The sequence below is a fragment of the Agromyces ramosus genome (genome assembly GCF_030817175.1).
GTDB classification, from domain to species: Bacteria; Actinomycetota; Actinomycetes; order Actinomycetales; family Microbacteriaceae; genus Agromyces; species Agromyces ramosus_A.
This window is the reverse complement of sequence record NZ_JAUSYY010000001.1, coordinates 3,005,816-3,018,418: the sequence shown is the minus strand read 5'-3', so window position 1 is coordinate 3,018,418 and position 12,603 is coordinate 3,005,816. Positions and strand designations below refer to the sequence as shown.

Below are 12,603 nucleotides of genomic sequence, written 5' to 3'. Positions count from 1 at the left end.
TAGGCCAGTGCATCGAGGCGGATGCTCCGGGGTGTGTCGTCGGGCATGCCGTCTCCTCTCCGAGGTCAAAGGTTTACAGGTGGGTGTTGCTCATTGTATTCTGTATACAGCCACCGTAAGCCGGATGCCGCACCCGGTCAAGCCCTAGGCTTGCCGCGACGGCCGCACCCCGAAAGACGAGGACAGATGGCGATCGAACGCAAGAGCCTCCGCTCGCAGGTGCGTGAGGAACTGCTCGCGCGCATGCGTTCCGGTGAGGTGCAGCCCGGCGAGGGCATCAATGAAGTGCAGCTCGCCACCGAGCTCGGCGTCAGCCGGACACCCCTCCGCGAGGCGCTCATCGCGCTCGAGAGCGAGGGGCAGATCGAGAGCGAGAACGGCAAGGGCTTCCGCTTCGTCTCGCTCAGCGCCCAAGAGTTCGAGGACCTCGCCCCGGTCATGGCGGCACTCGAGAGCCTCGCACTCGAGCTCAGCCCGCTCGACGAGTTGCGCGCGATCGGTGCTCGACTCTCCCGCCTCGCCGCGGAGTTCGACCAGGAGGTGGTCGAGCACGCACTCGTGGTCTCGAAAGACGACGAGTGGCACGGCATCATGCTCTCCGCGTGTCCCAACCGGCGTCTGCTCGACGTCATCGCGAGCGTGCGCGGCGCCTTCCACCGCTACGAGTCGCTCCTCGTGCCGAACGACGTCATGGTCGAGCGGGTCGCCGCCGAGCATGCCGAGATCGCCCATCACCTGGCCGACGGCGACGTGTCAGGAGCGGTCGTTGCGCTCAAGGCCAACTGGATGAACGGCATGCGCCGCATCCTCGACAATGCGTCGAGCCCCTACTTCACCGCCTGACGGTCGAGGCAGCCCTTCCGGCATCCGCTCGCTCAACCCTTGACGGCGCCGCCGAGCAGGCCCGACACGAACTGCTTCTGGAAGACCAGGAAGAGGATCATCAGGGGCAGGGTCGCGAGCAGCGAGCCCAGCATGAGGCCCGAGTAGTCGACCCGCGACATGCCGATCATCGTGTTGAGCGCGACCGGCACCGTGTACTTGTCCTCGGTGTTGAGCATGAGCAGCGGCCAGATGAACGCGTTCCACTGGCTGATGAAGGTGTAGATCACGAGCGCCGCGATCTGCGGCCGCGCGACCGGCAGCACGATGCGGTAGAAGATGCGGAACTCGTTCGCCCCGTCGATGCGCGCCGCCTCGATGAGGGTCGGCGGAAAGTCGAGGAAGCCCTGCCGCATGAGGAAGATGCCGAACGCGTTCGCCAGGAACGGCAGGATGACGGCCTGGTAGCTGTCGATCCATCCAGCGCTCGCCATCATCTGGAAGAGCGGCACCAGCAGCACCTGCATCGGGATCATCATCGTCACGAGCACGACGCCGAGCAGGATGCCGCGGCCTCGGAACCGGTACGTCGCGAGCCCGTAGCCGCACATGATGCTGACGATCGACGAGAACACCGTGTAGATGACGGCGATTCCGAGGCTGTTCAGCATCACCTGGCTGAAGTTCACCGACTCCTGCAGGCGCGCGAGGTTCTCCCACAGCTCGCCGCCGGGCAGCACCGGCAGCGGTGTGCCGAACAGGTCGGAGGTCTCGTGGGTCGAGGCGATGACCATCCAGAGGAACGGCAGCACGGCGAGCACGCTCGCGGCCGCGAGCAGGAGGTAGACGGGGGCGTGCAGGATGCCTCGGCGCATCGCCGCCGCAGGAGCGGCGGCCCGGGGCGGGGCGGTCGTGGTGCTCATTGCTTCTCCCTCATGAGCCGGAACTGGACGATCGCGATGATCGCGGTGAGCCCGACGAGCAGCCAGGCGATCGCGGAGGCGTAGCCGAAGTCGAACTGCCGGAACCCGACCTTGTACAGGTAGAGCACCGGGGTGAGCGTCGCGTCGTTCGGCCCTCCCTCGGTGAGGATGTAGTTCTCGTCGAAGAGCTGCAGTGCGCCGATCGTCGAGGTCACGGTCGTGAAGATGAGCACCGGACGCAGCTGCGGGATGACGATCCTCGTGAAGATCTGCCACCTGCCCGCACCGTCGATGCGCGCGGCCTCGTAGAGTTCGGCGGGGATCGACTGCAGCCCGGCGAGGATGATGACCATGTTGTAGCCGGTCCAGCGCCAGGTGATCGCCGCGATGAGCGCGATGCGCGCCCACCACTCGTTGTTCAGCCAGTCGATCGGCCCGGCCCCGAAGACGGCGAGCAGCTGGTTGACCGCGCCGCCGTCGGTCGCGAGCATCACCCGGAACACGACGGCATACGCGACGAGCGTCGTCACCGCCGGAAGGAACGTCAGGAGCCGGAAGCCCGACCGGAGCCGCAACCAGGACTGGTTCAGCAGGTACGCGAGCCCCACCGCGAGCGCGATCATGAGCGGCACCTGGACGACGAGGATGATCCCCGCGTTCAGGAGACTCTTGCCGACCAGCGGATCCCGGAGCAGCCGTGCGTACTGCTCGAGGCCGACCCAGGTCGAGACCCCGCCGGAGGTCGCGAAGAAACTCTGCCAGAGCGACGTGATGAGCGGGTAGGTGAAGAAGATCGCGAGCATCAGTGCGGCGGGCAGCGCGAACCACGCGCCCGGACGCTGGAGCCTGCGCCCCATCGTCCGGGCGCGGCGGGGCGCGACATCCGTCGCCTGACGACCTTGGCCGTGCGGGCGGCGCTGATCGCGCTCGCCGCGCTCGCGGTCGGTCTGCGTCGTGATCGCCACGGCTATTCGGCGATCTCGCGCCCGGTCGCGGTCGCGATCTGCTCCGCGGCATCCTGCAGCGCGGTCGCCGGGTCGGCGCCGTTCAGGACGGCCGCGACGACCGCGTTGGCGACGATGTCACTCGCCTCGGCGTTGTCGGTCGTGAACGTGATCGGCGGGATGTTCGCGGTCTGCTCGGCGAAGAGCTCGTACACCGGCTGCCCGCCGAAGTACTCCTGCGGCTCCCGGAAGTAGTCGCCCTGCAACGCGGGCAGGTACGACGGGAAGAGGCCCTCCTGCTCCATCATCGACGCCTGGCGGTCGGCGTCGGCGAGCACGTAGTCGACGAACGCCGCAGCGAGGTGCGGGTTCTCGGCCTGCGCCGGCACGGCGAGGCCGGAGCCGCCGCTGTTCGAGGTGCGTACGCCGCCCTCCCCGAACGCCGGCAGCTCGGTGACGCCGTACGTGCCGGAGAGCTCGGGTGCATCGCCGAGCAGCGTGCCGATCCACCAGACCGCCTCGGGTGTGACCGCCGAATCGCCGTCCTTCGCCGAGGTGACGCGGCCGTCCCAGCCCTTGACGTTCTTCAGCAGCCCTTTCTCGTTCATGGTCTGCAGCAGGGTGAGCACCTCGACCGCCTCGGGCGAGGTGATCGTGATGTCGCCGTCGTCGTCGAACAGGCCCTGCCCCTGCTGCTGGAGCAGCATCTGGAAGCCCGCACCGGTCGCCACGTCGAGCGAGAGCAGGGTGTGGCCCGTCGCCGCCTTGATGGTCTCGCCTGCGGCGACGAGCTCGTCCCACGTCTCGATGGAGGCGGGGTCGATGCCCGCGTCGGCGAAGTAGTCGCTGCGGTAGAAGAGCCCGACCGTGCCGGAGTCCCACGGCGCGATCTTCAATGCGCCGTCGGAGTCGGACTGCGCGGACCACTTGAACGGGTCGAAGTCGGCCTCGTCGTCGCCGAGCACGGGTGTGAGATCGACGAGCCCCGTCGGGAACTCGTTGATGTAGCCGGGCGCCCGGTCCGTCTCGATCGTCACGACGTCGGGCAGCCCGCTGCCGGCCTGCAGGCCGACCGAGAGCTTGTCGTAGGCGTTGTCGTAGCCGACGTCGACGACCTTCACCGTCGTGTCGGGGTGGTCGGCCTCGAAGTCCGCGGCGAGGCGCTCGAGGGCGGTGGCCGCGACATCCCACGACCACACGGTGATCTCACCCGACACCTTCGCGTCGGGGTCGAGCACGATCGGCGCCGTCGTCGGACCGCCGCCCATGGCGCAGCCGGACAAGAGCGCGGCGACCGCCAGCGTGGCAGCGGGGAGCAGCAGGGTGCGTGGTTTCATGTGACTTCCTTGTCTTTGATCAACGGTGACGTGACTGAATATTGAATACAGCGGATGCTTCCGAGCACCCCTGCTCGCCGGCCGAGTGGGGCGCGTCCGCCGTGTCGAGGCCCGCGGGTGTCGAACCGCTTCGCGCTACTCGACCTGCGGAAGTGTTGCCGGCCCGGAAAGGCCGACCGCGAGGTCGATGAACAGGGCGGCCGACCACCCGAACGCCGTGGTCGCCGTCGGCGCTTTCTCCCCCGTGACCGAGTTGAAGTACTCGTGCGGCCCGCCGCCGTGCATCACGAGCGCGACCGTGCGCTCCGCGAGTTCGCGAGCGGCATCGGGATGCCCCGACGCACGGAGCCCCTCGATGACGAGCACGTTCGTGTTGACCCACACCGGCCCACGCCACATCCGCTCGGGCGAGAAATCGGGGTCGGATGCCGCGACCGTCGGCACAGCCCACGGCGTCGCGAAGCGGCGTTCGTCGGCGAGCGCGGCGAGCAGCCGCTCGCCGATCGGCTCGGGCAGACGTCCTGTGAGCAGCGGCATGAGCCCGACGACGGTGTCGCTGCCGACGCGCTCCCCTGCGGCCTTGGCGTGGAAGAGCCCGCGCTCGTCATCCCAGAGGCCGAGCAGCAGCGCGAGCGTGCGTTCGGCACGAGCGACGTGGGGCGCGGCATCCGCGTCGCGGAATTGCTCGGCGAATCGAGCGAGCTCGAGGTCCTGCCGTACGAGGTAGGCCGCGAGATCCGGCGAGGTCGTCGGCAGTGGGCCGTCGAAGATGGGGCTGTCGTCGAGCCCCGACGAATACGGATGCCCGTACTCCGGCATCCCGTCGCCGTCGAGATCCGAGCCGGCGAACCACCAGTCCTGCGAGCGGCGGATGATCACGAGCTGCGCGCGCGCCCAGGCATCCGCCTCCTCGACCTCGAGCACCTTGGCGAGCGCCCAAGCCGCGAGCGGCGGCTTGGTGAGCGGCACGGGGGCCGCCGGGTCGGCGATCGTCGAACCCGCGCGTCGCAGTCGATCGCGGTCGGCGCGGGGCAGGTCGTCGCTCGTCGCGAGCACACCGTGCTCGTGCACGACGTCGGGCAGCTGCCCGTCGTCACTCGCGAACCGGAACGCGAGCTCGAGCTGCTCGCGCGCGAGCTCGGGGTCGCCGTGGCGCAGTCCGACGGCGATGAAGTACGCGTCCCACTGCCAGAGCCCGACGTAGCCGATCTTCGACGGCACGACCGCACGGGCGCTGCCGAGCGCAGGCAGTTCGACGATGTTCGCGCCGAGCACCCACCAGCAGAGGGCGGTCATCGACTGCAGGTCGTCGCGCACGAGCGGGCAGCGCGAGAACCAATCGAGCCAGATCGCCTCGCTCGCGGCGGCGTTCGCGAGATGGGCGACGGATGCCCCGGCGCTGAGGCTGCGGTCGGCGGCGATGTCGAGACGCACCGCCGGACCGGCCGCATCCAGCGTGCAGCGGGTCGTGGCGCCACCCGGTGTCGTCCATTCGACGGTGAACCGATCCACCGCCTTGCCCGCCGCGATGCCGACGCTCAGCGCGCCCGGCCCGGCGAAGACCAGCGTGGCGAAGCCGCCGCCGAACTCCACCCGCTGCGGCAGCACCCGCGTGATCGGCAGCACCGCGTCGTGCGCATCGCGCACGACGAGCGAGTCGAGCACTCGGCACTCGGCGAGCGACCGCTCGTACTCCGAGGTGTGCACACGGACCCCGTCGCCCTCGCGGAAGACGAGCAGCCGCGAGCGCGGCAGCGTGAACGGCGCGCGCACGAGGTCGAGGTGCTCGCCCGCGAGCGCGGCGAGCGCCGGGGCATCCGTCGCTGTGGCCCTCATCGCCCGCCGAGCCCCGACGCGGCCATGCTGTTGAGAATGCGGCGCTGGCCGATCACGAACGCGATGAGCATCGGAATCGTCGCCAGTGCTGACGCCGCCATCACGAGCCCATAGTTGATCGAGCCGAACTGCCCGCGGAAGCTCGAGAGGAGCAGCGGCACCGTGAACAGGTCGGGCGAGTTCAGCAGCACGAGCGGGAAGAGGAAGCTGTTCCACACATCGAGCGCGACGATGATGCTGAGCGCGCCGAGGCCCGGCTTCAGGTTCGGCAGGATGATGCTCCAGAAGGTGCGCCAGCGACCCGCGCCGTCGACGAGGGCCGCCTCCTCGAGCTCCTTCGGCAGCGAGAGCACGAACTGCCGCATGAGGAACACCGCGAACGGGTTCACGAGCATCGCCGGCACGATGAGCGAGAGGTGGGAGTCGACCCATCCGAACTGGCTCATCAGCAGGTAGAACGGGATCAGCGTGACCTGCTTCGGGATCATCTGCGTCGCGAGGAACACGATGAAGATCACGCGGCTGCCTCGAAAGCGGATGCGCGCGAACGCGTACCCCGCCATCGACGCCGTGAGCAGGGTGCCGACCACGGCGAGTACCGCGATGTAGATGCTGTTGACGTAGGCCTGGCCGAACGGCACCGCATTCCACGCCTCGACGTAGTTGTCGACGGTCCACGGTGCCGGCCAGAAGCTCAGCGGATCCTGCAGCAGCTGCGGGAGCGTCTTGAACGAGGTGATGAGCATCCACGCGAAGGGGAACACCATCGCGACGCCCGCGATGACCAGCGCGAGGTGCAGGGCCGTCGCACCGGCGCGACGCCTGCCGCTCGTGGCGCCTCTGGGCGGGTGCTCGAGGTCGGGCCGGCCGACGAGGGCGGTCTCGATGTCTGCGGCGGTCATGCTGCCTCGTCCTCGTAGTGCACGAACTTCTTCTGTGCGCCGAACTGGATGGCGGTGATCACGAGCGTGAGCAGCAGCAGGATCACGGATGCCGCGCTCGACGGTCCGAACTCGAATCGCCCGAACCCGAGATCGTAGATGTGGTACACGATCGTGCGCGTCGCATTGTCGGGCCCGGCGTCGGCGGTGAGCACGAACACCGTGTCGAAGGTCTGCAACGACGAGATGAACGCCACGATCGACGAGAAGAAGATGATCGGCGAGAGCAGGGGCATCCGGATGCTCCGGAACAACCGCCAGGCGCCGGCGCCGTCGATGCGCGCCGCCTCGATGACCGACGGCGAGATGTTCTGCAAGCCGGCCAGGAAGATGATCACGTTCAGGCCGAGCGACGACCAGATCGAGATGATGCACACCGAGAGCAGTGCGAGTGCGGGATCGCCGAGCCAGTCGGGCGGCGCGATGCCGAACACCTTGGAGATGGTCTCGCTCAGCACCCCGTCGGCGCGCAGCATCTGCTGCCAGATCATCGCGACGGCGACCGTGCTCGTCACGACCGGCGCGAAGAACAGGATCAGGTAGAGGGTGCGTGTCTTCAGCTTCTCGAGCGCCACGGCGACGACCACCGCGAGCCCGAGCCCGATCGGCACCGTGATCAGCGCGATGAGCAGCGTGTTCACGATCGAGCGGAGCAGCAGCTCATCCTGCAGCTGGGCGGTGAAGTTCTCGAGGCCGACCCAGGTGAGCTCGGTCAGGCCGTCCCACGAGGCGAACGCGAGCACGAGGCTCGCGGTGAAGGGCAGCAGCACGAACACGGCCATGCCCAGCACCTGCGGGCCGATGAAGACGTAGCCCCAGCGGCGGTCGCGCCGCCGCCAGGCGGACTCCTTCCGGAGCCCGCCCCGCGCGGATGGTGCGGGTTGCGCAGACGACCGGGCCGAGGCGGCCACGATGTCATCCGTCGCGACGGTCATGGTGCTGCTCACTCGCCCGACTTCTCGGCGACGAGGTCGGCGACCGCGTCGAGCGTGCCCTGCGCGTCGGCCTTGCCCTCGTAGAGCTTCAGGAACAGGTCGCTGACGTCGGTCGAGAGGCCGGGAACGACGGCCTCGGCGGCGTAGTCCTCGAACCCGATGTCACGCATGTCGAGGAAGGTCTGCGCGTGCGCGGGGTAACCGTCTTCGAGCACGACCTCGTCGGCGCCCTTGATCGACGGAACGGCGTTGCCGCCGCCCTGCAGGCGGAAGACCTGCCCCTCCGCCGAGAGGAACTCGGTCCAGAATGTGAAGGCGGCGTCCTCCGCCTTCGTCTTGCCGTTGATCGCGAGGTACGACGTGGCGACGCCGGTGGGGGCGGCCTGCCCGTCGGGAGTCGGCCAGCGCACGATGTCGTAGCTGTCCTGCTCACCCGCGCTCATGACGGTGCCGATCGTGTACCGGCCCTGCGAGAAGAACCCGGCCTTGTGGGTCACGAAGACGCTGTCGGCTCCAGCACCCTCGGGCATCGAGTCGGCCACGACGAACGTGCCGTCCTGGAAGTAGCTTCCGAGCGTTTCGACGGCCTCGACCGTGGTGGAGTCGGTGTTGCCGACGAAGCCCGAGTCGTCGTAGGCAGTCCCGCCCTGCGACGAGATCCAGCTGTAGTGCGTGGCCCAGTAATTCCAGAACATCGAGCCGGTGAGGCCCGCGGCGGCGAGCTTGTCGTTCATCTCGAGGTACTTCGCCGTCGTCCACTCGCCGTTCTCGGCGAGCGTGGCGGGGTCCTCGGTGACGCCGGCCGCCTCGAGTGCCTGCTTGTCGTACCAGAGCACGTCGGGGTTCGAGTCGTTCGGGGCGGCGTAGATCTCGCCGTCGAGCTCGGCGGCGCCGAAGAGGCCCGGGAAGAAGTCGTCGGGCTTGGTCTCGCTCGCGTCGGACTCCATGAGCTCGGTCAACGGCTTGAGCACCTTCGCGTCGACGAACTGCCCGATCTTGTCGTCGCCGATGTAGAACACGTCGGGTGCGGTGTTGCTCGTCAGCTGGGCGAGGAGCTTCGAGTGGTAGTCGGAGTAGCTGGCCACCGGCTGCAGCTCGACCTTGATGTCGGGGTGGCGCTCCATGAACTCGGCGTTGAACTCCTCGAAGCGGGTGAGCTCCTCGGGAGTTCCCCACGTCGACCAGACCACGGTACTGGCATCGGATGCACCTCCACCGCCGCTGCACGCTGCCAGGCCGATTGCTACGGCGCCGGCGGCACCGATCGCCAGAAGGCGCCTCATCTTCGAGTTCGCGCGGGGCATTCCGCCACCTCTTTCATCATTGCAGGGGCCGGCCCGGGAGCGGGCTCGGGAACTTGCGTCGCTCGGTATTCTGTATACAAAACTCAGAAGAGTCAAGATCGAAGCGGACATTCCGGTTCGCTCGCGCGTTGGAGAGCGCGAGGAGGCAGCGATGCGACGCCGGCTCGGTAGCCGGAATCAGAGGCCGAGCTGCTCGAGCTCTGCGTCCATGCGCTCGGCGATCTGCGCGTAGCCCTCGTCGTTCGGGTGGATGACGTCGTCGGCCATCCACTCCGGATGCCCCTCGAGCCACCGCGACGCCCCGTCGATGTAGTCGGCACCCACGCGCTCGGCCGCCGCCTCGACCCATTCGATGATCTGCTCGACCGAGTCGGGGCGGTCGTCCTGGTGCCAGAACGGCTCGACGACGACGACCCGAGCATCGGGCAGCTCCGTGCGGAAGCGCTCGAGGTCCTCCTCGATCGCGGCCTCGATCTCGTCGGCGCGGGACGGCATCGAGAAGTTGTCGTTCAGCCCCATGGTCACGATCACGATGTCGGGTGGCGGTTCGTGGGCGACGATCTGGTCGACGAGATCACCCTCGAGGGCGAGGCCGCGGTTGTTCACGAACCCGAGCCCATCGACGCTGGGATTGAACTCGTACCAGCCTCGCTCGTCGCACACGATCGTCGACCATCGGCGCTCGGGCGCGGTCGCGCCCGTTCCGCGGGTATACGAATCGCCGTAGAAGGCGGCGATCGTCGCGCCGTCGGACGGCGGAACCGGTTCATCCGGGTCGGACGCCGACCACGCGCAGCCGGCAAGCGCAAGGCACGCGAGCACCACCAGCGGCACGGCGGCGCGGGCCGAGCCGAGCGACGGTCGTCGCCACGACCGCGACCGCTGCCCGCTCGTCGCCCGCATCCGCTCAGCGCTCCTGCGGAACCGCGGCGGCTACACCGCCGCCGGCAGCTTCGCGGCGACGAGCTCGGCGATCTGCACCGCGTTCAGCGCTGCACCCTTGCGCAGGTTGTCGTTCGAGATGAAGAGCACGAGGCCCTTGCCCTCGGCGGCGGACTGGTCTTGACGGATGCGCCCGACGTAGCTCGGGTCGTTGCCGGCGGCCTGCAGCGGCGTGGGCACGTCGGAGAGCGCGACGCCCGGGGCATCCGCCAGCAGCTCGGTGGCACGCTCGGGCGTGATCGCATTCGCGAACTCGGCGTGGATGGAGAGCGAGTGACCCGTGAAGACCGGCACGCGCACGCACGTGCCCGCGACGCGGAGGCCCGGGAGCTCGAGGATCTTGCGGCTCTCGTTGCGGAGCTTCTTCTCCTCGTCGGTCTCGTAGTCGCCGTCGTCGACGATGGAGCCGGCGAGCGGGATCACGTCGAACGCGATCGTGCGCGGGAACTTGTCGGCAGCGGGGAAGGCGACGGATGCCCCGTCGTGCACGAGCCCGATGGTGTCTTGCTCGAGTGCCGCGCGGGCCTGCTCGAGCAGCTCTTCGCCGCCCGCGAGCCCGGCGCCCGACACCGCCTGGTACGTCGAGACCATGAGTCGCTCGAGGCCGGCCTCGTCGTGCAGCACCTTCAGCACCGGCATGGCGGCCATGGTCGTGCAGTTCGGGTTGGCGATGATGCCCTTCACGGCCCCGTCGATCGCGTGGGGATTCACCTCGCTGACGACGAGCGGGACCTCGGGGTCCATGCGGAAGCCGCTCGAGTTGTCGATGACGGTGACGCCGGCGGCGGCGAACCGCGGCGCCTGCGCCTTCGAGGTCGTGGCACCCGCGGAGAAGATCGCGATGTCGAGGCCGCTCGGGTCGGCCGTCGACGCGTCTTCGATGACGATCTCTTGGCCCTTCCAGGGCAGCGTCGAGCCCGCCGAGCGGGCCGACGCGAAGTAGCGGATCGAGGCGACCGGGAAGTCGCGTTCCTCGAGCAGGCGCCGCACGACCGCGCCGACCTGGCCGGTGGCGCCGACGACGCCGATGTTCACTCCGTTGGTGTTGCCCACGTGTACCCCTCCATCGTCCGACGGCGAGCCGTCGGAAAGCGTTCTTCCATTGTCCCAGCACTCGCGGTTCGGAGCGGCCGTTCGCGGAATCTTGGCAGGATCACCCCGTGATCGGCACGGATCTCGACGATCGGCGGTGCGACATCCGCCCGGTCAGAGCTCGGTCAGTGCCCGGTCGCGCCGGGTCAGTGCCCGGTCGCGCCGGGTCAGCGCCCGGTGCCGGCGTGCACGATCGCCTCGTCGTCGCCGTCGAGCTCGAACGCCGTGTGCACGGCACGCGCGGCGCCATGCACGCTGTCGGCTCGCGTGACGACCGAGATGCGGATCTCACTCGTCGAGATCATCTCGATGTTGATGCCGGCCTCGTACAGGGCCTCGAAGAGCCTGGCCGACACGCCCGTCGCCGAGCGCATGGCGGCGCCGACGAGCGAGAGCTTGCCGATCTGGTCGTCGTACTGCAGCGACAGGAAGCCGATGGCGTCCTGCGCGCCCGCGAGCGCGGTGAGCGTGCGTTCGCCGTCGGACTTCGGGAGCGTGAACGAGATGTCGGTGCGTCCGGTCGACGCGGCCGACACGTTCTGCACGATCATGTCGACGTTGGCGTTGGCGCCCGCGACGATCTTGAAGATCTTCGCGGCGACGCCGGGCCGGTCGGGAACGCCGACGACCGTGATCTTGGCCTCGGTCAGGTCGACCGCGACACCGGCGATGACGGACTCTTCCACAGTTGCTCCTTCGGGAAGACGCGAGGGGTCGTAGACGATCGTCCCCTCGCTGTTGTTGAACGACGAACGCACGTGCAGGGTCACGCCGTGCCGACGCGCGTATTCGACCGCGCGGATGTGCAGGACCTTGGCTCCGGATGCCGCGAGCTCGAGCATCTCCTCGCTCGTGATCTTGTCGAGCTTGCGTGCTCGGCGCACGACGCGCGGGTCGGATGTGAACACCCCGTCGACGTCGGTGTAGATCTCGCACACGTCGGCCTCGAGGGCCGCGGCGAGCGCGACGGCGGTGGTGTCGCTGCCGCCCCGGCCGAGCGTCGTGATGTCGCGGGTGTCGCGGTTGAAGCCCTGGAACCCGGCGACGATGACGACCGCTCCCTCGTCGAGGGCCTCGCGGAGTCGCACGGGAGTGACGTCGACGATGCGCGCGGCGCCGTGCGTGGCGTCCGTGATCATGCCGGCCTGGCTGCCCGTGAAGGAGCGGGCCTCGTGGCCCATGCTCTTGATCGCCATCGCGAGGAGCGCCATGGAGATGCGCTCGCCGGCCGAGAGCAGCATGTCGAGTTCGCGCGGCGCGGGCATGGGGCTGACCTCGTTGGCGAGGTCGAGGAGCTCGTCGGTCGTGTCGCCCATGGCGGACACCGCGACGACGACGTCGTTGCCCGCCTTGCGGGTCTCGACGATGCGCTTGGCGACCCGCTTGATGCTCTCGGCGTCGGCGACGGATGACCCGCCGAACTTCTGCACGATCAAGCTCACGTGGTCTCCCAGGGGTGGTGTCGCTGGCGGCCGCTCGGGTGGTCGGCGCCGGAGCAACCATCATATGGCGGGGCGCATGCGCGTC

Annotated in this window: 11 protein-coding genes; 1 reads left to right on the top strand and 10 read right to left on the bottom strand. The window is 68.7% G+C overall.

Annotated elements, in window-relative coordinates; genetic code table 11:
• Positions 1 to 186 precede the first annotated feature (186 nt).
• The gene (locus tag QFZ26_RS14150) at positions 187 to 843 is read left to right on the top strand and encodes a GntR family transcriptional regulator (RefSeq protein WP_307043180.1); all 657 of its coding nucleotides are present in this window, start codon (positions 187 to 189) and stop codon (positions 841 to 843) included.
• A 32-nt stretch (positions 844 to 875) separates the two neighbouring features.
• Here the strand turns inward: QFZ26_RS14150 and QFZ26_RS14145 are convergent, their stop codons facing one another.
• The 10 genes from QFZ26_RS14145 to QFZ26_RS14100 all read right to left on the bottom strand — a co-directional run bounded on the left by QFZ26_RS14145 (position 876) and on the right by QFZ26_RS14100 (position 12,518).
• Positions 876 to 1,745, bottom strand: a complete 870-nt coding sequence (locus tag QFZ26_RS14145) for a carbohydrate ABC transporter permease (RefSeq protein ID WP_307043178.1) — start codon at positions 1,743 to 1,745, stop codon at positions 876 to 878.
• Entirely contained in the window at positions 1,742 to 2,710 is a 969-nt protein-coding gene (locus QFZ26_RS14140) for a carbohydrate ABC transporter permease (RefSeq protein ID WP_307043175.1), read from the bottom strand. Before QFZ26_RS14140 ends, QFZ26_RS14145 begins: the two co-directional genes overlap by 4 nt.
• Positions 2,711 to 2,712: 2 nt before the next feature.
• A complete protein-coding gene (locus tag QFZ26_RS14135; RefSeq protein WP_307043173.1) occupies positions 2,713 to 4,026 on the bottom strand; it encodes an ABC transporter substrate-binding protein in 1,314 nt (437 codons plus the stop codon).
• A gap of 135 nt (positions 4,027 to 4,161) precedes the next feature.
• Positions 4,162 to 5,862 carry an amylo-alpha-1,6-glucosidase gene (locus QFZ26_RS14130; RefSeq protein ID WP_307043171.1) on the bottom strand — a complete coding sequence of 567 codons (1,701 nt, stop codon included), beginning with the start codon at positions 5,860 to 5,862 and terminating at the stop codon, positions 4,162 to 4,164.
• Positions 5,859 to 6,764 carry a carbohydrate ABC transporter permease gene (locus tag QFZ26_RS14125; protein WP_307043169.1) on the bottom strand — a complete coding sequence of 302 codons (906 nt, stop codon included), beginning with the start codon at positions 6,762 to 6,764 and terminating at the stop codon, positions 5,859 to 5,861. Before QFZ26_RS14125 ends, QFZ26_RS14130 begins: the two co-directional genes overlap by 4 nt.
• Positions 6,761 to 7,750, bottom strand: a complete 990-nt coding sequence (locus QFZ26_RS14120) for a carbohydrate ABC transporter permease (protein WP_307043167.1) — start codon at positions 7,748 to 7,750, stop codon at positions 6,761 to 6,763. The genes QFZ26_RS14125 and QFZ26_RS14120 overlap by 4 nt, the downstream gene beginning before the upstream one ends.
• Entirely contained in the window at positions 7,747 to 9,042 is a 1,296-nt protein-coding gene (locus tag QFZ26_RS14115; protein WP_307043165.1) for an ABC transporter substrate-binding protein, read from the bottom strand. Before QFZ26_RS14115 ends, QFZ26_RS14120 begins: the two co-directional genes overlap by 4 nt.
• Before the next feature lie 177 nt (positions 9,043 to 9,219).
• Entirely contained in the window at positions 9,220 to 9,945 is a 726-nt protein-coding gene (locus QFZ26_RS14110) for an SGNH/GDSL hydrolase family protein (protein WP_307043163.1), read from the bottom strand.
• A 30-nt stretch (positions 9,946 to 9,975) separates the two neighbouring features.
• Positions 9,976 to 11,037: an aspartate-semialdehyde dehydrogenase gene (locus tag QFZ26_RS14105; RefSeq protein ID WP_307043161.1), complete on the bottom strand. Its 1,062-nt coding sequence runs from the start codon at positions 11,035 to 11,037 to the stop codon at positions 9,976 to 9,978.
• 206 nt (positions 11,038 to 11,243) lie between these two features.
• Positions 11,244 to 12,518 (bottom strand): aspartate kinase, encoded by a 1,275-nt coding sequence (locus QFZ26_RS14100; protein WP_307043160.1) that lies wholly within the window; start codon positions 12,516 to 12,518, stop codon positions 11,244 to 11,246.
• Between the last annotated feature and the right edge of the window lie 85 nt (positions 12,519 to 12,603).

Coding starts and splice junctions, on each gene's coding strand:
- QFZ26_RS14150 (WP_307043180.1), top strand. CDS start 187: ATGGCGATCGAACGCAAGAGCCTCCGCTCGCAGGTGCGTGAGGAACTG.
- QFZ26_RS14125 (WP_307043169.1), bottom strand. CDS start 6,764: ATGACCGCCGCAGACATCGAGACCGCCCTCGTCGGCCGGCCCGACCTC.
- QFZ26_RS14110 (WP_307043163.1), bottom strand. CDS start 9,945: ATGCGGGCGACGAGCGGGCAGCGGTCGCGGTCGTGGCGACGACCGTCG.
- QFZ26_RS14130 (WP_307043171.1), bottom strand. CDS start 5,862: ATGAGGGCCACAGCGACGGATGCCCCGGCGCTCGCCGCGCTCGCGGGC.
- QFZ26_RS14135 (WP_307043173.1), bottom strand. CDS start 4,026: ATGAAACCACGCACCCTGCTGCTCCCCGCTGCCACGCTGGCGGTCGCC.
- QFZ26_RS14145 (WP_307043178.1), bottom strand. CDS start 1,745: ATGAGCACCACGACCGCCCCGCCCCGGGCCGCCGCTCCTGCGGCGGCG.
- QFZ26_RS14115 (WP_307043165.1), bottom strand. CDS start 9,042: ATGCCCCGCGCGAACTCGAAGATGAGGCGCCTTCTGGCGATCGGTGCC.